Here is a 21,068-nt window from a genome sequence, read left to right as displayed (position 1 = left end):
GCTAAGAGCATTAGCCCCATGGATTATAAAAACGACCATGATTGAAGAAAATTAATCCAATACTAATCCCCAATATAAGGATAGCTGATAGGATGACAAGGTAATCTTGTTTCATCAAAGATTTATGCACATACCATGTACGTTTTTTGTAGCGACCAAATCGTCGTAATTCCATAGCTGTCGATATGGTATCAATTCGTTCGAGAGATGAAAAAATTAGTGGAAGAACAATTTGGAGATTCCCGCGAATGCGTTTGACCAATCCCACCTTTTGCGACAAATCCAAACCACGAGCCTCCTGAGCCTTACGAATCGTAAAGAATTCTTCTTGAACATCTGGAATATAACGCAAGGTTAAACTCACGGAATAGGCAAATTTATAAGGAACCCCAATTTGATTCAGGCTAGCCGCAAACTGACTCGGATGAGTAGTCATGAGAAATAGAATGGCAAGAGGGACCGTTGAAAAATACTTGAGCAATAGATTTGCAAGGTAAAAAAGCTCCTGACTGGTTAGATAGAAACGCCCCCAACCTTCAATAATAACTGTCTTAGCCCCGTAAATTTCTTCACCATAACCAGGTGAGAAAAGGTAGACCATAAGTAAATTAAAGAGGGCAATCGATCCAATAATCTTAACAACGAATGAAATATCTCGCCAACGAATCTTGGCCAAATAAAAGAGATAAATAGAAAGTAAGCCTACTGCTAGAATAAAACGTGGGTCATAGGTTGCCATACAAGCAACTGAAACCAAGATAAAGAAAAGCATCTTACTTGCCCCAGACAAATCATAGAGGAAACCTTGACCTGACTGATAACCAATTAAACGATTAGACATTAGGGCCTCCTTTTTCGATATAATACTGGGTTACTTCTACTGGATCACTTGACAATTTCTGACCCAAAGTATAAAGAGATGTCTGCTTGAGATTAGCTGACTCAAGTAAATCCTTCTGATTAAGAATTGTAACAGGATTGTCGTCTGCAATGATTTTCCCCTCAACCACAACGAGACAACGATCACTATATTCCAACATGAGCTGCATGTCATGGGTAATCATCACAATGGTATGGCCTTGCTTCTGAAGACTGTCCAAGAAATTCATGATATCTGTGTAAGTCTTGTAATCTTGACCAGCCGTTGGCTCATCCAAAATAATGATTTCAGGTTTCAAGACCAAGATAGACGCAATGGTCACGCGCTTTTTCTGACCAAAGGAAAGCGCAGAAATGGGCCATTTACGAAAGCTATAGAGGCCACAAGTCTTCAGGACCTCATGAACACGCTCTTCAACCTCGGTTTCTTCAATCCCTCGCAAGCGTAAACCAAGAGCCACTTCATCAAAAATCATAGTTTGGCTAATCATCTGATTAGGGTTTTGCAAAACAAAGCCTATACGCTCTGAACGCTCGGTGATGCTATCCTGACTGATATCCTGACCCTTGTAAGTTAATTTCCCTTGACTAGGGACAAAACCGCATAGAGCTTTGGCAAGCGTCGACTTTCCAGCTCCATTTTTACCGACAATCGCTAGTCGCTCACCTTTTTTCAAGCTAAAGGACATATCGTCTATAATCGCCGGATTATCCCCATAGGAAACGCTAAGCCCCTCAACCTTCAAAATAGATTCACTTGAACTGTCTCTTTTATCTTTCAAAACTCTATCTGGCAGAACAAGGTCAGATAAGTCTAAAGCATCCAATTGACTAAGATTTTGTGCATCTCTTGTGTCAAATCCCAACTGACGTAAAACCGTCACATATAGAGGTTCGCGAATCCCATTTTCCAGTAAGAGAGTACTTGATAAAAGCTCATCTGGGCTACCGTTAAAGAGGAGGGTACCATCATTGACCAGTAAAATCCGGTCAACAGGACGATAAAGAACATCTTCTAGACGATGCTCAATAATAATTGTTGTAGCTCCCACCTCTTTGTGGATTTTATCAATGAGGTCAATGGTTTCCTGTCCTGATTTAGGATCTAAATTTGCTAGAGGCTCATCAAATAAAAGAATAGGACTCTCATCAATCAAGACTCCAGCCAAACTAACTCGTTGTTTTTGGCCACCTGATAAGTCTTGAGGGCGGTGATTCAAAAGAGAAGTCAAGTCTAGACGTTCAGCCCAGAGAGCTACCTTATCCTTCATCTCACTTTGATTAGCACAATCATTTTCCAAGGCAAAAGCCAAATCCTCGGCTACTGTTAAGCCAATAAACTGACCATCTGGATCCTGCAATACCGTAGATACCAACTGTGACTTATCATAGATAGATTGCTTGAAAATATCCTGACCATCTATCCTTACCTGGCCTTTTGCCTGACCTTTATGAATATTAGGTATGATACCATTGAGACACTGAGCCAGGGTCGACTTTCCGCTACCAGAAGGGCCTAAAATGAGCACTTTCTCGCCTTTGACAATATCAAAGCTGATATCTTTAAGCGTCGCTTCTGCTTGCGCATCATATTGAAATGTAAACTGATTAAAACTAATGTATTTATCCATGTTTCTACTAAAAAAGAGAGGAGGTATCAAAGCAAACTGACAGTCCCACTCTCCTATGATTCATGCTAGTCTTTGGTAAGACTACCAGATTGTGTACGTGAGCTAGCATAGATTGCAAGAAGGAGGGTTCCTCCGATTGCAATTGTAATAAAGTTAGCTACGCCAGCTACAAAACTTTGTGCATAAAGATATGACCAGGCTTGTGCGAATTGGAGTCTATCACCAATAGGAGTAACGATACCATAGGCAATAAGGAGGGCCAATGCTTGTGCTAAGTTAAACCAAATCATACTCATCAAAGAAAACTTGCCAGTTGTCACATCATATTTTTTGTTGAATAGACCAATTACAAGACCTGTAATGGCACTTGCAAACACCCAAGCCCATGAGATATTTCCGTATTGAATACCATCTTTAAGCGCATGCCCAATAAAGCCCATAAAGAAACCTGTAATAGGCCCAAAAATCACTGAAAATAGTGCTTGAACAGCATACTGAAGTTGGATGCTGGTATTCCCAAAAATAGGAATATTAACAAACATACCAATGATAATAAAGAGTGCTGCACCAATACCTGTCGCAACTACTGTACGAATTGAATTATTTTTCATAATCTTACTTTAATCTCCTAAATGTTTAATTTCAATGTGCCAGTTAGACCCCACACCAACATTATAGGCCTTGGCAAAAGACCCCTGGTTTATGGCTAAGCCAACACGATAAAGGGAATTGATATAAATAATTGGCTGACCGATACGAACATCCGCAAAAGATTTCCCATAGGTAACTTGATTTTGGTAGACCAACATATCATTGTTAAAGATGGTCACCTCGAATCGATCACCAAAGTTTGGTTCCAAGGCATAAAAGTCATCACGTGTGATAGAGGTCCAAAGAGAGCCGAAACGGACGTCCAAAATATCAATTGCACCACGAACCAAATTATCCTCTATGATGGTTTCAACCACTGGAAGCTCTAGAATTTTGTCCACAGGTAACTCAGGACCTACTTCATCAAAACTGATATGACCAGAAGCTAATTTGGCACCTGTATAGGCATAAACATCACGACCATGGAAGGTATAAGACAGCTCCGTATTACTACGACGATTCTCAACTTCTGAAATTTCACGGACAGCAACGATACCGACATCCTTCTTGATATAAGAAAGTGTTCCGTTATCTGGTGTGACGATATATTGCCCCGTCTTTGTTAAGGCAACCACACTTTTACGTGATGAGCCTACACCCGGATCAACTACCGAAACAAAGGTTGTTCCCTTTGGCCAGTACTCGACAGTCTGAAACAGACGATAGGAAGCTTCAAAAGTGTTGTAGGGTGTAATATCATGTGTAAGGTGATGAACTCCCAAACTTGGTTCTTCTTGAAGAGCCACACCAATCATGGCCGAAACAGCACCGTCGACCAAACCAAAGTCTGATTGAAGCACCAATAAATTATTAGTCATAAATGTTTCACCTTTTCTCTTTGAACGGTTTATTTTACCATATTTTATGGGCTTTTTAAAGATGATAGATTCTTGAGCTAGCTATAGTCTTTGACTATGTTTTCTCCAAAATCAAAAAACCAGCCAAATCGGCCGACCTTATACAATTATCTATACTTTCTTCCAACGGCTCTTTTCTGCTACTGCTGTAAAAAGCACGTCTGTTGAAGAGTTAAGGGCTGTTTCACAAGAGTCTTGGATGACACCTACGATAAAGCCAACACCAACAACTTGCATGGCCAAATCATTTGAGATACCAAAGAGGCTACATGCTACTGGCACTAATAGAAGGGATCCTCCAGCAATACCTGAGGCACCACAGGCAGAGATAGCTGAAACCACACTAAGAATGAGTGCTGTCGCAAAATCGACCTGAATTCCCAAAGTCGTTACTGCAGCAAGAGTTAAGACATTGATTGTCACGGCTGCCCCAGCCATATTAATAGTTGACCCCAAAGGAATAGAAACTGAATAGGTATCAGGATTTAAACCAAGATCTTTACAAAGCTGAAGGTTAACAGGAATATTAGCTGCTGACGAGCGAGTAAAGAAGGCTGTAATCCCAGAGTCTTTCAAACAACGGAAAACCAGTGGGAAAGGATTTTTGCCCATCATCACAAAAACAATGATAGGATTAACAACCAAGGCAACAAAGGCCATTGTTCCCACTAAGACAAGGATTAGGACACCATAATCCGCCAAAACACCAACACCATTCTCAGAAATAGTATTAAAGACAAGACCAAGGATACCAAATGGTGCCAAGTTAATAATCCAACGAACGATTTGTGAAGTCACTTCTGCCAAGGTATGTAGCAAATCTTTCGTGTGAGTGCTAGCTGTTCGCATGGCGAAACCAAAGACAACCGCCCATACTAAAACACCAATGTAGTTGGCTTGAGCCAAGGCATTGACAGGGTTATCCACCATCTTAAGCAACAAATCTTTAAAGACTTCTCCCACACCTTGAGGTGCCGTCGCTTTAGTCGCTGCCGCTGCTCCCAACTTCAGAGAAATTGGAAAAATATAGTGAGAAATAACAGCCGTCAATGCTGCCGCAAAGGTCCCAAAGAGATAAAGAACAATAACTGTCTTCATGTTGCTTTGTTGCCCTTCTCGCGTTTGAGAAAGGGCATTGGCAACCAAGGCAAAGACCAAGAGTGGAGCAATTGCCTTCAAGCCACCAACAAACATATCCCCTAAGAGACCAATAACCGTAAACTTAGGAACAAGCAAACCAAGTACAGCACCAATTACCACACCAATGGCAATACGCTTGATTAGACTGGTCCTATTCCAAGTTGAAATAAATCGTTTCATAACTCATTAACTCCTTTTTATGGGTAGCTCAACCATAAAGTATTCGATAGCTTCCATACTATGATAAATATCTGAAATCGTCAAGAAATGAGAAAAGCCTGTGGCAAACAGGCTCTCAAATCCTATTTATGACTCAATTTACGGGTCAAGAAATCACCCAAGAATTGGATAAGGAAAATCAAAATCAAAATCAAGAAAGTTGCCAAAATGGTAACTGAGGTACTAGAACGGTTATATCCATAGTAGATAGCGATGTAACCAAGACCACCGGCACCGATAGCACCGGCCATGGCAGTTTCACCCACAAGGGAAATCAGAGTTACGGTTGATACACGAACCAATTCTGGGAGCCCTTCACCAAGGTAAACTTTAATCGTATCCCAAAGTGTTGCGCCACTAGCTTGTGCTGCTTCAATAACGCCACGGTCAAGATCTGCAAGTACCACCTGTACTTGACGTGCAAAGAATGGGAAAGTCGCAGCTGACAATGGAACCAAGGCCGCTGTCATACCAAGGTTAGTCCCCACGATAAAGTAAGTGAAGCCTTTCAAAATTGCCAAGAGGATGATGAAAGGAATGGCACGGAAGATTGAAGTGATTTTATCCAAGATTTGGAAAACAAATTTATTTTCAATGACTCCACGAGGACCTGTCAATACCAAGAAGAGCCCCATAACAAGACCAAGAAGCCCCCCAATGATGAAGGAAATAACCGTCATATAGAGAGTCGCATAGATGGCGTCTGGCCAAGAGTTAACCCCCTGCATACCAATACGATAAATATCTGGAAAGTTTTGTTGAATCCAATCTGCCATTATTGGGCTCCTTTCTTAAGTACTTGCAAGCTGACACCTGCATTTTCAATCGCTCTTTGGGCAGCAAGAACCTTATCTGCCTCACCATCCAATACAACGACCAATTCACCAACAGGTGTATCACCTAGAATCTCAAGGTTACCGTAAAGGATGTTACTTGAAACTCCGTAATCTTTGAAAATTTCAGTCAAGAGTGGCTCATCTGTTGAAGAACCAGCATATTTAAGTTGAACGAGAAGGGCTGAGTTTGGTAAGTTTTTCACTACGGGTTGTGCATTAATCTTAGCCAAGGCATCTTCAATCCCTGCAGCAGTTTCAATAAATTCTTGTGTCAAATCTTCTTGTGGATTTGAGAAGATATCAAGAACACTGCCCTCTTCTAAAAGTTGACCATTTTGCATAACAGCCACACGGTTACAAATGTCTTTAACAATTTGCATTTCGTGGGTAATCATAACCACTGTCAAACCAAGCTTTTTATTCAAATCCTGCAAAAGTGAAAGGATCTGCTTAGTTGTTTTTGGGTCAAGAGCTGAGGTAGACTCATCTGAAATCAAGATTTCAGGATCATTGGCCAAGGCACGGGCAATCGCTACACGTTGTTTTTGACCACCTGACAACTGTGCAGGATAGTTTTCGGCACGATCAGCCAAATCAACCAATTCCAAAAGACCACGAATTTTTTTGTCTTTTTCTTCATTGCTTAATTTAGAATGACGAAGAGCAAAAGCTACATTTTCATAAGCCGTCTTTTGAGCCATAAGGTTAAAGTGTTGGAAAATCATCCCAATCGTTTGACGTTTCTGGCGCAATTCTTTTGTCGATAATTGGACCTTACCATCTGCAAAAGTCACATCTTTACCGATAGTGATTTTACCAGCTGTAGGCACTTGCAAAAGATTGATCGCACGCACAAGGGTAGATTTACCAGCCCCTGAATAACCAACAATTCCGTAAATATCACCTTTCTCAATCTGGATAGACACATCCTTAACCGCTTGAATAGTGCGGCGTTTCTGCGTAAAGGTGATATCAATATTTTTCAAATCAATAATGACATTACTCATAACTTGCAATTAACTCCTTAATTAGTTCAATGTGGGTGTAGTAATCTGCTAGACTAACATTTTCATCCCCACCATGGTCACGACTGTTAGCATTCCCTATACCAAAGGCTGCCATAGGAACACCCAAAGCCTGATGAATCATATGCATAGGCCCCGTACCTGCTGCTGTTGGAAGGACAGCGACACCTTCTTCATAAAAGCCTTTTGCTAACTCAATAACATTGACAATAGCTGGATCAGACATATCACTTCGATAACTTTCTTCACCAAGAGTGAAGGTTACCTTGATACGGTCAAATCCTTCTTTTTTGAGGTGAGCCTTAATACACTCCAAAACGTACTCAGGTGTCAAGCCAGGGACCAAACGCATCTCCATCTTAGCTCTGGCTTGAGCTGGTAAAATGGTCTTAACCCCTTGCCCCTGATAACCTGTTGAAATTCCCTCAATAGAAAGAGCTGGCTCAAAATAGTAAGTTTTTAAGAACGCTCGGCGGTCACTTTCTAAAATGGGTAGTTTTAAGCCGTAAATCCTACGAAGACTGTCTGCATTTTCAATGGCATAAGTTTCGATAAGATTCGTCTCTCGTTCGTTTGGTTGGACAATCTTTTCATAGATGCCGTCGATAAGGATACGTCCCTGATCATCTCTCATGCTTGAGATAGCATTGAGCAAGTACCATGACGCCGATTCAATCACTGCACCAAATTTAGAGTGGATATCAACATCAGCACTCTCGACAGACAAGTCAAAGGTAATAATCCCCTTGTTGCCACCTGTGATTTCCAATTGACCTTTACTATTTCGGTTCCCTTGCTCCCAAACCAATAGGTCTGCTGGAAGAAGATCATCTCGGTATTTTTCTAAATATTTTTCAAGGTCTGTTGATGCAGATTCTTCAGCACCTTCCATCATAAACGTAATATTTACAGGAAGATCTCCGACCTCACGAATATACTTACGAAGAGCTGTCAACCGAGCTGTGATATGGCCCTTATCATCGTCGACACCACGACCATACATATATCCCTTTCGAACAGTCAGACGGAAAGGTTCATCGGTCCATGGCTGATCATTGTCCGCAGGAACAGTGTCATAGTGTTGATAGAAAATAATTGTTTTCGCTTCTGGATTTGGACTCTTGAATTTCGCCAAGACAAAAGGTGCCGTATGGGTCTCGTCAATTGTCACCTCTGCGCCAACACCAGAGAAAATCTCACCAAGGTAAGCAGCTACATCATAGAGACCAATATTTTGAGCAAAAATAGATTTTTTAGAAATCAAAGTCCGCAAAACTTCAAAATAGTGCTGAGCAATTTCATCGTTACGAAATTTTCGTAACTGCTCTTCTTCACTTGAAAATGCCATCAAATCGTCTCCTTCATACACGACAAAACGGCGTGCTCTCACACGCCCTCTGTCCTTAGCTTATTTCTTTGAATTAGCTTTCAATTGATCTTGTGTTGGGGCACCTTTCCATGCTGGAAGGTCAACCTTGTTAGATGCATCATAGATGATTTGCGCTACTTCATCATTTTGGTAGGCTTTAATCAAAGTCTTGATAGCATCAGCTTTATTTGATTTTTCCCAATCTTTATTAGCTGCAATGATATTGACCCAATCTTTCAAATCTTGGCTTGGATCTTCTTGGAAGAGAGTTGTGTCATAGTCAACGTTTTGTTGTTGTGCGTATGAGTTGTTAACAACTGCTGCATCTACTGATGAAAGAGTTTGGGCAGCTTGTTCAGCTGCGATTTCTTTAATATCCAATTTCTTTGGATTTTCAGAAATGTTCTTGATAGTTGCCAATTCACCATCTTTAACATCCAACTTAATCAAACCAGCTGTTTGAAGGAGTGTCAACGCACGGCTTTCGTTTGTACCATCATTAGGTACTGAGATAGTAGCTCCATCTGGAAGCTCTTTAACATCTTTATACTTAGCTTTTCCGTTTTCAGTACCTGAGAAAAGGTGGATTGGGCTAAGAAGTGTGTCAGCTGCCGCAACAACATCACCTTTATTTTCTTTGTTCCAGTTGTTCAAGAAATAAATGTGTTGAAAAGCATTAACATCGATTTCGCCGTTTTTAAGGGCTTCATTTGGTTGGTTGTAGTCTGTGAACTCTTTCAACTCGATAGTAACACCCTTGTCTTTAGCCAATTCTTTGACTTTATCCCACAATGGCTCAGTAGTGTCATCCAAAGTCATGACACCAACTGTTAATGTTTTATCATCTTTAGCTGATTTGTTACCGCCAGCACCACAAGCAGCCAAAGCTACTGTTGAAGCGACTGCCAATCCTGTAATTCCAAGAATTTTTTTAAGTTTCATAACGAACTCCCTTTAATTGTTTTAAGTGTAAAATTATTATCCCATAGGATAAGAATTGTAGCAAATTGTTTATATTTGTATATATCTATAGTTTTTAACTATAACATGTCCTAGATTTTAATTATATGAAAAAGCTGAGATTCATTCCCAGCTCCTTTCTTATTTTTTGCTTGGAACTTTCAAAGCGTCTTTAGTTGGAATATAATCTTTGTTTCCAAGGAATTTTTCAGCCAACTTAGCCAAAGTACCATCTTTTTGGAGTTCTTCCAAACGTTTGTTTACAAATTTTTGAAGGTCTTTTTGGTTATCTGCGAACAAGAAGTAGATGTATGGTTGTTGATCAGATTTAAGCTCAATCGTCTTCAAGTTGCTCAATTTATTGTTTTTGATGATTGCATTAACAGTTGGTGCATCAAAGATCTTGAAGTCATACTTACCTTCATTCAAACTTGTCAACATTTGTGTAATATTTTCATTTGTGTAGTTAAGTTCAACTGGCTTGTCTGAATGTTTCTCATTAAACTCTGTCAATTGAGTAGCTGTCGATGTTCCTTGAACAACCTGCGTTGAGTGTCCAGCAATATCATCATATTTCTTAATATTACTATCTTTTGGAACAGTCAAAACAGCTGGTGTGGTACCAATTGGATACGAGAAGAGATATTTTTGGTCACGTTCTTCTGAATAAGAGATATTGTTCCCAGCCATTTGGTATTTAGCTGAGTCAAGACCTGTGAAGACTGAAGACCATTCTGTTTTTTGGAATTTCACTTCATATTTGTCAGAGTCTTTGAAGACTGCTTTGGCAACTTCCACATCGTAACCAGTCAATTCACCGTTTTCTTCATATGAGAACGGTGCTGTTGTCCCAACAGTGGCAAAGTTAATTGTTTCTTTAGCACCTGAAGATTTAGATGCTTCTTTTGATGATTTAGATGAACATGCAGCAAGCAAAGCTACTGAAGCAATGGCTACACCCGTAATTCCAAGAATTTTTTTAAGTTTCATAATACTCTCCTTTGAGATTGATTGTTTTTATTGTAACAGAATTCACTAAGCTTAACTAATACTTAAACATAATCAAGGTGATAAGAAAATACTATCACCTAAAAATATCAATTGTTTGACAAAGAAAAAAGTAGGAAACCTAGAACGATTTCCTACTTATCCTTATTAATAATGTGACAAACGCTCAACTACTTGCTGGTTACTGAGCACTTCCTGGACAGGAAAGAAATCAGCTTTGCCATCTTCGAAAAGAAGAACATCAGCCTTTTCATGATGAAGGTGCTTGAAGTGGTGAGCAGACATGATAATGGTTTTTCCAGCTGAATGAAGGTCATGTAGAAGTTCCCTAAAAAATTCTTCATATTCTTTAGAAAGATTATTGAAGGGTTCATCAAGAATATACACATCTGGATTCGTTACCATGATACTGGCAAAAGCCACTTTCTTCTTTTCTCCACCAGACAGTTGATAGGGAACGCGATCCCTTAAATCTTCAATTTTAAGCAGGGATAGCGTGTCTTGAACGCGCTGTGAGACTTCTTCTTCGGTTAGACCTAGCTGGCGAGGACCAAAAGCAATCTCATCATAGACAGTACTATTAAATAACTGACTATCCACATCCTGAAAGAGGATTCCGAGGCGACTATAAAAATCTCGTTTTTGACGTTTGTCCTTCAGCCATTCTTTGAGGTCCTTCCCTAAGAAAAGAATGCGACCAGATTCTTCCTGCTTGAAGCCAGTTAATAAACTGATAAGACTTGATTTTCCAGTCCCATTTTCCCCCATCAACATCACATATTGTCCTTGTCTAATCTCCAAATCAAGACCAGTAAAGACCTTTTTTTGTTCATAGGCACAGGCCACTTGTTTCAATTGAAACATCTCATCCTCCTAACAGAATCTGTCCTAAAATCATTGCTACTAGACCTATCAAGGCCAGCCAGTCCTTCCATGTGAATGACTGTGATGACTTGACATACTCACCAACAAAGCAACGTGCTTCCATGGCTTGAGTCAGTTCCTCACCATAGCGTATAGCTTTAAGGTATAAAATTCCCCAGATATTACTTCCAATCCGGAAACGATGGTTGCCGCCAAAGCTTCGTGCTTCAATCCCTTTGAGCAAATCCATTAATTGTTTTCCAAAGACATCGATATATTTTATGGTGATATCTAACTGGAGCAGAACAAGATCAGGAAAATGCAACCCTTTTAATGCCACTAGCATCTCACTTATTGTACTTGTCTCTGAATAATAAGCAATGGCTACGGCAATCAAAGGAAGTCTAAAAAGAAAGAGCGATTGACCTCCGCTAAGTAAGAGATGCGGTAGATAAAGAACGAGAGGGAAAATCAACAACACTACAGTTTTTTTCAAAGTTCTTACTAAAACAGAATGCGGTAAAAAAGCCACGCCAGCTCCTAAAAACAAGGCTAAAATCCACAAAACTGTGAGATTTCGGCTAATTCCCACTGAAACAAGTAAGAAAAAGAGAAGTAAAACCTTAGCTGTTGGATGAAAGACTGATGCTACTTTTAAAGGATGCGTTTCAAACTTTTGAAGAAGAGCTTCCAGATGGTGACGATTCCGGATAAGAAAGTTATTTCTACCGACTTTAGTGACTACTGGGCGCTCTTCCGACATCCAATCTGGCAGAATCATTTTTCAACCTTTCTACCGAAAATCAAGCGATAGAGGATGAAGAAAATCAAAACAGCAGAGGCAGCGCTCAGGATATAACCCAAAACTTCTGGAATGCCTGCGATACTATAATCTGGGAAGAGGGCATTGAATGAAAAACCATTCAACATTCCTTTTGGCGCTTGGGCTTCCACATGGTAATGAGACAATTTTTCTACCAACTCTTTGACATCCCATTCTGCAAAGGCTGTTCCCGTCGCCAATAAACCAAGTGGCGTTAGGATAATTAAGGCTAAGATAAAGAGCAATAAAGGACGTAGTTTCTTAGTCGTTATTTCCTGAGTATTATCAATATTCAAACGTTCAATGAATTCTTGAACACCGGCTGTGAAAAATCCTTCTACCAGGCCGATAAGCAGGTGAGTCAAGCCCATTACTGGAAGTGTCACTCTCAAAGGGTATGGATTGTAAAGCGGATTACCACTGCCATCTTTAAAGAGAATAGGCTGAATTCCTAGTAAAACTGCAACAGTCAGGGCTGCAGCTACAATCCCAATATAACCTCCAAAAAAGCTAGCAATTATCCTGTTCTTTGTCCACTTATTCAAGAGTTTATAAACAGCATAACCTACAAAAGGCATAACAACGGCCATACAAAAGGCATTAGCACCAAAGGCCAAGATTCCACCATCACCAAAGAGCAAAGCCTGCATAGCCAGGGCCACACTAACTGCTAAGCAGGAGGCCCAAGGTCCTAACAATATAGCAATTAGCACTGCTCCGACAGCATGGGCACTCGTTCCACCGGGGGCTGGAAGATTAAACATCATGATGAGGAAGGACAAGGAAGTCCCGATTCCCAACATAGGAATCGTTTTTTTATCCGTATCAACTTTAACCTTTACTTCCTTGACAGCCTTATACCAAATAGGCAACATAACTGCTCCCATTGCCGCACAAGTCGTAGGACTTAAGTAATTTTCAGGAATATGCATTTTTTATCTCCTCATATCATTTTTTCTCAAATTCAAAGGGGTTAATCCATGTATTTCTTGTCTAAAATAGTCTGCACAGGCATAAATGACGCGACGATTATCCTCAGCAGTTTTTCCTAAGATACGTAACACTAGACCTGGAATATCTAAGGATGAAATAGCAAAATCAGACTCTAAATTCAGGTCTTCTAAGTGCTTCTGCAAAGCCTTAACAAAAGTCTCGTCAATATTTGGTGACACCATTACCAAACTATTGTAATTACGCCAGCCTTCAAAATAACCAAGTTTAAACATATCTTGTTTCTGAGGTTCTAAGAGAGTCTGATCGCTATAAACAAGCTCATTATCTTGGTAAATCTGTGTCAAATTACGAAAACAATGGTATTGAAACGGTAGATCCTCATGAGACCAACCTGCCGTTACACCATCTGAATAAATCAAGTGAGCAGACTTATCCATATCAATACGACTTGTTTGGAAATAGCGTGATTTTAAATAGGGAATAACTTCATCAGCCATGTACTCCAAATAACTATTTTCTTCAAGTGTGATAGACGTATTCTGTTGTGTCAACTGTCCTTTCTCACACTTGTAAACATAAGTAGGTGTCTGAGTGGTCACCAAGGCATGAGCATCTTTATTAACATCAATGATCACTTGATACTGCTCACCCTCGACAAAGCCCCCACCCATATTAATTAGGAAATAGTAAGGAACGCCATTGGCATCTGAATTATCTGCCGATACTCGAGAGTTGCCTTCTTGGTATTTCTTGTGGGAAATTGTACGACCATTTCGATTTGAAAATCCAAGATGGACAAAGCCATCATATGCTTGTGTCATCTTACAAGTCCTCTAGTAGGAAATTCTTACGAATCCATTCTTCCACTTCCTTAACATTGTCATCATTATTCAAATTTGTGAAAATGAAAGAATCTTCGTTACGGAAATGAAGGGTATCTTCACGCATACGGTCTAGGTTGGCTCCAACATAAGGTGCAAGATCAGTCTTATTAATCAAGAACAAATCACTCTTAATCATCCCTTGACCAGCCTTACGTGGGATTTTTTCACCCTGAGCAACGTCAATAATATAAATGGTAAAATCAACCAAATCAGGGCTGAAGGTTGCAGCCAAGTTGTCTCCTCCACTTTCAAGGAAAATAACATCCAAATCATGGTTAAAGCGCTCTTGAAGAGTTTCAATCGCTTCAAAGTTCATAGAGGCATCCTCACGAATCGCAGTATGAGGACATCCACCAGTTTCTACACCAATGATACGGTCTTCGTCTAAGCTTGAATTTTTAGCTAAGAAAAGGGCATCTTCTTTTGTATAGATATCGTTAGTAATAACTGCTAAATTTAAGTCGGACATACGTCGTGTAAGACGCTCAAGCAAAAGGGTTTTACCTGAACCAACAGGTCCACCAACTCCAATAATTACAGTACGTTTTGTCATTGTTTTTTCCTCTCAACCTTGTTGATATTTTAGGACATGAATAGGCGGAATACCTGTGTTTCATGTTTCATCTGAGCTAATTCAAGACCAGGCGTATTGGCCCCAAGGTAGGACGCATCCAATTCTTGAATTTCTTGTGTCATTTTTTCTAATTGTGAAAAGCTACGTAAAACAATCTCCTGTCCAGCAAACTGTCCAAGGGGAATGGCACGCACAGCATTTTGAACCATCGTCGAAATCACACTATAGCCATAAAGTGCTATGGCTTCATTACATCCCAAGCCCTTGTTAAACACATAGAGCGCAAAGACAATAGCTGGATTGCCGAAGACCACACCCTTACGTATTTTAGACTGATAGTCATCCAATACCGGAATAGCATGAAGCCTTTGAATGAGTCGAAGCATTTGCTTAGCAATCATCTTAGTTCCCTGTCTTGTTTCACGCGCTTGCGTCGAAACTGTCAAGACCTTATCATAATGCCAAACCTGCTCTATGTTATCTGTAACCATAGCATCATAAACCAGTTTGATTACAAGACCTTCACCATATTTAAACTGACTAGCTAAATAGGCTTCTTGCCACTCTTCGTAACCTTTATCATCTGTTACAGTGTCTTCACGTAGATAATTTTCCATCCCAAATGAGTGGTTAAATGATCCAATTGGAAAGGTTGAATCGACAATTTGCACAATTTCAAGATAATCTTGCAAAGACACATTAGCAAAGGGATTAATGTTCATGGGCAGTTAAATTCACATGGCGTAGGGGTTTATCAAGGACCACTTCTTCAATCGTGTAGGCAATCTCTTTTTGAGTCAAGACTTGCTCTACTACTGGGTCAACCTCTAAATAAATCTTGGCATCTTTCACCTCAATTGGTTTATGAGTATTCCCAAGAATGTGAGCTGTGATTCCCATTTCATCCATATCTTTAGGTGAGATGACAATCAAATCCTGTGACTCAACACCAATAGCTAGAACATGGTGATCATCGATAAAAAAGGCAGAGCCATTTTGCAATTTTTGTCCCTTATCAAGACGAATACCAAATTCATTCCCATGATCACTCTTCACTCGAATAATTTTTTTGTTAAGATCGTCACTCGAAAGAATGACTGTTTCAATATGGTATTTGTCCACATCGATATCCTTAACAAGAGCATCTACTTTTGTAAAAATCATACTTTTTCCTTTTCTATTACATTTTAAAAGTCTAGCATCAGACTCATATAGCAACCTAATAAAGTACTAAAAACGTTATGGCTGTAAAATACAAAAGAGGTTGGAGGAAGAATTCCAGCCTCATGTATATAGCGTTTTCCTTAGAACAAGAAATAACGTTGAGACAATGATGTCGTATGGATTGGCTCACAAGTAACCAACTCATCATCAATAAAGACATCAAAGGTCTGTGGATCGATACGGATTGTTTTTGGAGCGTAGTCATTAAGCTTCATATCACGCTTAGTCAAGTTACGTGTATTCTTAACAGGAAGAACAATCTTATTCAAACCAATTTCTTCTTTGATACCGTGATCATAAGCATATTGAGAGACAAATGTAAGATTTGTTTCATGAACCGCTTGACCGTAAGCACCATATAATTTACGCATGATACGTGGTTGAGGTGTTGGAAGACTTGAACCAGCGTCACCCATAACACCATAAGTTAACATACCACCCTTAAGCACCAACTTAGGTTTTGCACCAAATTGTGCTGGTTCCCAGATAACCAAATCTGCAAATTTACCAACTTCTACAGAACCGATATAGTCTGCAATACCATTGGTGATGGCAGGGTTAATTGTATATTTAGCCACGTAACGTTTAATACGGTTATTATCGTTAAACTCTGAATCCCCTTCAAGTGGACCACGCTGAGCCTTCATCTTATCAGCTAGTTGCCAACAACGCATTGCTACTTCACCGACACGTCCCATTGCCATGGCATCTGAAGTCATGATACTAAGGGCTCCCATATCGTGAAGAACATCTTCTGCAGCCACAGTTTGTTTACGAACACGTGATTCGGCAAAGGATACGTCTTCTGGGATTTTTGGATCCAAGTGGTGACAAACCATAACCATATCTAACAACTCACCAATAGCATTTGTAGTATATGGGTTAGTTGGGTTAGTTGATGATGGCAAAATATTTTCCTTACCTGCAAAGACCATAATATCTGGAGCGTGCCCACCACCAGAACCTTCGGTATGGAAGGTATGAACGGTACGACCTTGGAAAGATTCCAAAGTATTTTCCATAAATCCACCCTCATTCAAAGAGTCGGTGTGGACCGCAAAAGAAACATCGTATTTATCCGCAACTTTAAGGGAATTATCAATTCCTGCATAAGTCGCACCCCAGTCCTCGTGTGTCTTAATTCCTGCTGCACCAGCTTTAATTTGCTCTTCAACCACTTCAGTCTCAGAACCAACACCTTTGGCAAGGAAACCAAAGTTAGCAGGCATATCATCAACAGCTTGCAACATACGAGTAATATGAAATTTACCTGGTGTACATGTTGTTGCATTACTACCGTCGGCGGGACCAGTACCACCACCAAAGAGGGTCGTAATTCCATTATCCAAACCAAATTCAGGAAGGTCAGCAGAAATATAATGTACGTGGAGGTCAATACCACCTGCAGTCACAATCAAACCTTCTGCAGCAATGGCTTCTGTACTAGCACCCACAACAAAGTCCACATTGTCCATTGTATCTGGGTTACCACCGCGACCAATAGCAACAATCTTACCATCACGAATACCGATATCTGCTTTAATAATACCTGTATAGTCAATGATGGTTGCACCTGTAATAATGGTATCAACAACTGATGGATTGTCACGTGTTTCCGTAGCACTAACACCCATACCATCACGCAAAACTTTACCGCCACCGAACTTAGATTCCTGTCCATAAACAGTAAAGTCTTTTTCAATGGCTGCAAAAAGATTGGTATCTCCAAGACGTACGCTATCCCCTACAGTTGGTCCATAGTGTTGAGCATACTCTTCACGATCCATTTTAAAACTCATCGATTTGTCCTCTTTCTAGTCTAAGAAACCATTGACCTTGTTATTGAAGCCAAAAATACGACGTTTCCCTCCAAAGTCAATAAGTTGTACTGTTTTCGTTTCACCTGGCTCAAAACGAATGGCTGTACCTGCTGGAATATCTAGACGTTTGCCTCGCGCCTTTTCACGATCAAATTGAAGACCAGCTTCGTTTGCTTCATAAAAATGGTAGTGAGAACCCACTTGAGCAGCACGGTCACCCACATTTTTCACTTCAAGACTAATGGCTTCGTAACCACCGTTATAATCAATTGGCTCACTCGCCACATGGTATTCACCTGGAATCATTACACTTCTCCTTACTGAATAGGATCATGAACAGTAACCAGTTTTGTACTGTCCGTAAAAGTAGCTTCAACTTGAATCATTGGAATCATTTCTGCAATACCTTCCATAACATCTTCACGTGTTAAGAGATTGCGAGCTTCATCCATCAGTTGGGCAACAGTTTTACCTTCTCTTGCACCTTCAAGCACATAGTCAGTGATTAAAGCAACTGTTTCTGGATGATTCAATTTGATTCCTTTGTCTTTACGTCGTTGAGCAATCATAGCCGCAAGGCTAATCATCATTTTTTCCTGCTCGCGCATTGTCAATTGCATCGTTTTTCCTCCTTAAATCAATGCTTACCACTTGCCCCAAAGCATCAAAAGCCCTGGAATCCAAGCTGTTACAATTCCTTCAAAAATAGCTAGGTAAGGGACAAATTTTCCTAGATTCTTCTTAAGATTAATTTCAATAAAGGCAGTTAGCCATAGGATACCCCACAAGAACCAAATAATACCATACCAAGCATTACCACCGTATCCAGATGTTAAGCAAAGAATCCCTGCTGGTAGCGTATTAATTGCCACAAATAAACTAAACCACCCATACAAACGTTGATCAAAATCGAAAATCGTATTGATCGCTGAGTAAAGATAGGTGAAAGCAAATAAAAGACCAGTAGCGCTACCATAAAACCATTCAGCGCCTTGCCCTGTACAAGCTCCGTAAGCAATGACAATAATGTTGAGAATCAAACCCAGACCACCCGTAAAGATATTCATGACAACATTTGATTTATCAGGAATACCCTCTAAACGATGGAGTCCATTACTCATCAAAACCATACCAACATAGAGTAGGATGACACCTAACATAAGAACCTCCTAAGTTTTTTATGTTAATATCATACTACTTTGAAAACACATGTCAACGAATTTTCAGAAATTTTGCAACATTTAGATGGTAGTCAATCTAACATATAGTGTCAAAAAATGACATCACCTTTAGTGATCCTCGATAGAAGTCCTTTGCTCAATCCCAGATAAACAAACAGTTAATCTCTAAAAAACTATCTTTAGCATTTGACAGTTTCTGACAATATAGCCCGTACAATCTATCATTCAATGTAAGCATAATATTTTTTTCTCGCCTATTTTTGCAACTCATTCTCCAGACCTAAGTCCATAGACCTATTTTTAGTAATTTTACAGTTAGGTGACAAAATCGAACATTTTTTATGATAAAGTCTTTTTTGGACTAACATCCAAAAGGAGAATTATGATGGAAACAAATAACTATACTACTAATTTACAGCTAGTCTCCCAGGAATATTCCGACGAAAAGACTAGTCTTCAAACCAGAACCAAGAAACTCTTGGAATATTTTTCACCAAAAGACATTTGGAAAATTAAGGGACTGATTGTCGCCTGTCTCGTGGCCTGCTTCCTATATGTCACTTACTTGACCCATTTTTCCTTTGCCTTTCCAGCAACCCTTGTCTTGATAAGTACGATTGAACTGGGCTGTCGTCTATTAGGTGGAAAAGCAAAGGGAATGCGACTTGAATCGGCAATGTTTATGGTCACTAGTCTACTACAAGGTTTACAAATTAGTCTTTGGGGTCTGCACGACAACTGGGGGAGCGCTCAGATTCTTTGCCTTCATGCGAGTATCCTCCTTTACTTAATGGCACGTACTGGACAAAGTAGTCAAGACCGTTTGGGAATTATGGTTTGGCTAGACCTCATATACACTAGCTGCATCTTCCCACTGAAATATTTCTTTATCGGAGCCTGGACACTACTCTATAAAACAGCACCTAAACAAGAGCTTTCTGAAGAAGAAAAGCACGCAGTTCAGAACCACAAATGGATGATTCTCATTAGTATCATGATTGCCTTGATACTGACTGTATTCGCTGCTAGTCAGCTTAGTCAGGTCTTGCCTGCTTTCGGACAACTTTGGCAACAGTTCTTCGATACACTTGCTACTCTACTTGATTTCACTATCACCTTCAAGGATAACGGATTATTGTTCTCTCGTTTAATAACCAGTATCCCTCTGGCTCTAGGACTTTTTGCTCAACTCATTGCAACCTATTTGGCAAAAGAAAAGCCACTTAGTCAAAAACGATTTGAAGGCCGTCTTAAAACAACCCGTCAGTTTCCAAAAGTAGCAGCTTATATCGTACTCGGAAGCCTCTGCCTCACTTATGCCCTATTCATAATAACTGCCACTAGTCAAATGGGAGAACTCCTTTCTCTCAACCAAGTCAACATTCCAGCCCATCAAGCCTCACATATTGCTGTTCAGGGCTTCTGGCAATTAGTTCGAGTCTCTACCCTTAACTTGGGAATCCTAGCTGGACTTTACATTTTTTCTAAAGAAAACTTCTTCACCCACAAGGGGCTTCGTTTGTTGAGTACCCTACTCTTTACTTTTGCTAGCCTCTTTGCCCTTATCGCCGGCTGGAAACTCTTTGGCGTTTATATAGCACTCTATGGTGTAACGCCACGTCGCTTACTGTCAGGTTGGTTTGTCACAGTACTCTTTATTTGGTGTGTCCTAACACTTATTAGACTTTATAAACCTATCCAAGCGACCCGTCTCGCTGTATTTTATGCAACTATCAGCTTCACCCTCGTTAGCCTCTTAGGTAGCTTTATTTTATAAGAAAAAAAGAGTGGAACTAGATTAACTAGTTTCACCCTTTTTATATTGGAATTATTTTGAATCTCTTGTAGGAAAGGCATACATCACCCAAAGTACTACTAGTAGTGGTGTCGCTTTTAATACAATCCAAGCAACATTGAAATTGGCATCACGTAGACGACGAATCTGCATAGAAATGGTAGGAAGCGCAGTTGCTGCTATAAATAGAATGAAAGCTGTCAATGTAAAGCCAGCAGCTCTTGTTTCCCCAAGTAAGTCCATCAGTAGGAAAATCAAACTACCGATAATTCCATTAATCAAGACAACCCACCAATAGTCTGATCGTTTTGTACGACCATAAAAATCGAGATAGCCTAACCAAAAATTTTTATATGCCTCTAACATGTTTACAC

At 40.0% G+C, this 21,068-nt stretch carries 23 protein-coding genes; 1 reads left to right on the top strand and 22 read right to left on the bottom strand.

Features of this window, described 5'->3' with window-relative positions; genetic code table 11:
• Nucleotides 1-10: 10 nt before the first annotated feature.
• From AX663_RS07805 to AX663_RS07705, 21 genes are all read right to left on the bottom strand, one after another.
• Nucleotides 11-841: an energy-coupling factor transporter transmembrane component T family protein gene (locus AX663_RS07805; RefSeq protein WP_060973169.1), complete on the bottom strand. Its 831-nt coding sequence runs from the start codon at nt 839-841 to the stop codon at nt 11-13.
• Nucleotides 834-2,510: an ABC transporter ATP-binding protein gene (locus tag AX663_RS07800; protein WP_060973168.1), complete on the bottom strand. Its 1,677-nt coding sequence runs from the start codon at nt 2,508-2,510 to the stop codon at nt 834-836. Before AX663_RS07800 ends, AX663_RS07805 begins: the two co-directional genes overlap by 8 nt.
• 65 nt (nt 2,511-2,575) lie before the next feature.
• Nucleotides 2,576-3,121: an ECF-type riboflavin transporter substrate-binding protein gene (locus tag AX663_RS07795; protein WP_060973167.1), complete on the bottom strand. Its 546-nt coding sequence runs from the start codon at nt 3,119-3,121 to the stop codon at nt 2,576-2,578.
• 9 nt (nt 3,122-3,130) lie between these two features.
• Entirely contained in the window at nt 3,131-3,979 is an 849-nt protein-coding gene (locus AX663_RS07790) for an SAM hydrolase/SAM-dependent halogenase family protein (protein WP_037600294.1), read from the bottom strand.
• A gap of 150 nt (nt 3,980-4,129) precedes the next feature.
• Nucleotides 4,130-5,338: a serine/threonine transporter SstT gene (gene sstT, locus AX663_RS07785; protein ID WP_060973166.1), complete on the bottom strand. Its 1,209-nt coding sequence runs from the start codon at nt 5,336-5,338 to the stop codon at nt 4,130-4,132.
• Nucleotides 5,339-5,460: 122 nt separating this feature from the next.
• Nucleotides 5,461-6,153: a methionine ABC transporter permease gene (locus AX663_RS07780; protein ID WP_002883771.1), complete on the bottom strand. Its 693-nt coding sequence runs from the start codon at nt 6,151-6,153 to the stop codon at nt 5,461-5,463.
• Nucleotides 6,153-7,220 (bottom strand): methionine ABC transporter ATP-binding protein, encoded by a 1,068-nt coding sequence (locus tag AX663_RS07775; RefSeq protein WP_060973165.1) that lies wholly within the window; start codon nt 7,218-7,220, stop codon nt 6,153-6,155. The genes AX663_RS07780 and AX663_RS07775 overlap by 1 nt, the downstream gene beginning before the upstream one ends.
• On the bottom strand, nt 7,213-8,586 hold the full coding sequence (locus tag AX663_RS07770) for a M20/M25/M40 family metallo-hydrolase (RefSeq protein ID WP_060973164.1): 1,374 nt from the start codon (nt 8,584-8,586) through the stop codon (nt 7,213-7,215). Before AX663_RS07770 ends, AX663_RS07775 begins: the two co-directional genes overlap by 8 nt.
• A 60-nt stretch (nt 8,587-8,646) precedes the next feature.
• A complete protein-coding gene (locus AX663_RS07765) occupies nt 8,647-9,549 on the bottom strand; it encodes a MetQ/NlpA family ABC transporter substrate-binding protein (RefSeq protein ID WP_013990049.1) in 903 nt (300 codons plus the stop codon).
• A 159-nt stretch (nt 9,550-9,708) separates the two neighbouring features.
• A complete protein-coding gene (locus AX663_RS07760; RefSeq protein ID WP_060973163.1) occupies nt 9,709-10,557 on the bottom strand; it encodes an amino acid ABC transporter substrate-binding protein in 849 nt (282 codons plus the stop codon).
• Between the two features lie 165 nt (nt 10,558-10,722).
• Nucleotides 10,723-11,439, bottom strand: coding sequence for an energy-coupling factor ABC transporter ATP-binding protein (locus AX663_RS07755; protein WP_060973162.1), 717 nt, complete (start codon nt 11,437-11,439; stop codon nt 10,723-10,725).
• A 1-nt stretch (nt 11,440) separates the two neighbouring features.
• Nucleotides 11,441-12,220, bottom strand: a complete 780-nt coding sequence (locus AX663_RS07750) for an energy-coupling factor transporter transmembrane component T (protein WP_060973161.1) — start codon at nt 12,218-12,220, stop codon at nt 11,441-11,443.
• Nucleotides 12,217-13,194: a cobalt transporter CbiM gene (cbiM, locus tag AX663_RS07745; RefSeq protein ID WP_060973160.1), complete on the bottom strand. Its 978-nt coding sequence runs from the start codon at nt 13,192-13,194 to the stop codon at nt 12,217-12,219. Before cbiM ends, AX663_RS07750 begins: the two co-directional genes overlap by 4 nt.
• A gap of 3 nt (nt 13,195-13,197) precedes the next feature.
• On the bottom strand, nt 13,198-14,037 hold the full coding sequence (locus tag AX663_RS07740) for an urease accessory protein UreD (protein WP_060973159.1): 840 nt from the start codon (nt 14,035-14,037) through the stop codon (nt 13,198-13,200).
• Between the two features lies 1 nt (nt 14,038).
• The gene (gene ureG, locus AX663_RS07735; protein WP_002889928.1) at nt 14,039-14,653 is read right to left on the bottom strand and encodes an urease accessory protein UreG; all 615 of its coding nucleotides are present in this window, start codon (nt 14,651-14,653) and stop codon (nt 14,039-14,041) included.
• Nucleotides 14,654-14,682: 29 nt separating this feature from the next.
• Nucleotides 14,683-15,396 (bottom strand): urease accessory protein UreF, encoded by a 714-nt coding sequence (locus AX663_RS07730; RefSeq protein WP_002889927.1) that lies wholly within the window; start codon nt 15,394-15,396, stop codon nt 14,683-14,685.
• Nucleotides 15,386-15,838 (bottom strand): urease accessory protein UreE, encoded by a 453-nt coding sequence (gene ureE, locus AX663_RS07725; protein ID WP_002949549.1) that lies wholly within the window; start codon nt 15,836-15,838, stop codon nt 15,386-15,388. The genes AX663_RS07730 and ureE overlap by 11 nt, the downstream gene beginning before the upstream one ends.
• A 140-nt stretch (nt 15,839-15,978) precedes the next feature.
• Entirely contained in the window at nt 15,979-17,697 is a 1,719-nt protein-coding gene (ureC, locus tag AX663_RS07720) for an urease subunit alpha (protein ID WP_002886560.1), read from the bottom strand.
• Between the two features lie 15 nt (nt 17,698-17,712).
• Nucleotides 17,713-18,024 carry an urease subunit beta gene (locus AX663_RS07715; RefSeq protein WP_002886559.1) on the bottom strand — a complete coding sequence of 104 codons (312 nt, stop codon included), beginning with the start codon at nt 18,022-18,024 and terminating at the stop codon, nt 17,713-17,715.
• Between the two features lie 11 nt (nt 18,025-18,035).
• The gene (locus tag AX663_RS07710) at nt 18,036-18,338 is read right to left on the bottom strand and encodes an urease subunit gamma (protein WP_002889924.1); all 303 of its coding nucleotides are present in this window, start codon (nt 18,336-18,338) and stop codon (nt 18,036-18,038) included.
• Nucleotides 18,339-18,362: 24 nt separating this feature from the next.
• Entirely contained in the window at nt 18,363-18,878 is a 516-nt protein-coding gene (locus AX663_RS07705) for an AmiS/UreI family transporter (protein WP_002886548.1), read from the bottom strand.
• Between the two features lie 403 nt (nt 18,879-19,281).
• On the opposite strand from AX663_RS07705, the gene AX663_RS07700 reads away from it, so the two are divergent.
• A complete protein-coding gene (locus tag AX663_RS07700; RefSeq protein ID WP_231724222.1) occupies nt 19,282-20,676 on the top strand; it encodes a DUF4153 domain-containing protein in 1,395 nt (464 codons plus the stop codon).
• Nucleotides 20,677-20,727: 51 nt separating this feature from the next.
• On the opposite strand, the gene AX663_RS07695 is transcribed toward AX663_RS07700, so the two are convergent.
• Complete coding sequence (locus AX663_RS07695; RefSeq protein WP_002886546.1) at nt 20,728-21,060, bottom strand: DUF805 domain-containing protein; 333 nt, start codon at nt 21,058-21,060, stop codon at nt 20,728-20,730.
• Nucleotides 21,061-21,068: the final 8 nt, after the last annotated feature.

The sequence above is a fragment of the Streptococcus sp. CCH8-H5 genome (assembly GCF_001556505.1).
Lineage (GTDB): Bacteria > Bacillota > Bacilli > Lactobacillales > Streptococcaceae > Streptococcus.
This window is presented reverse-complemented; position numbering and strand designations above follow the sequence as displayed.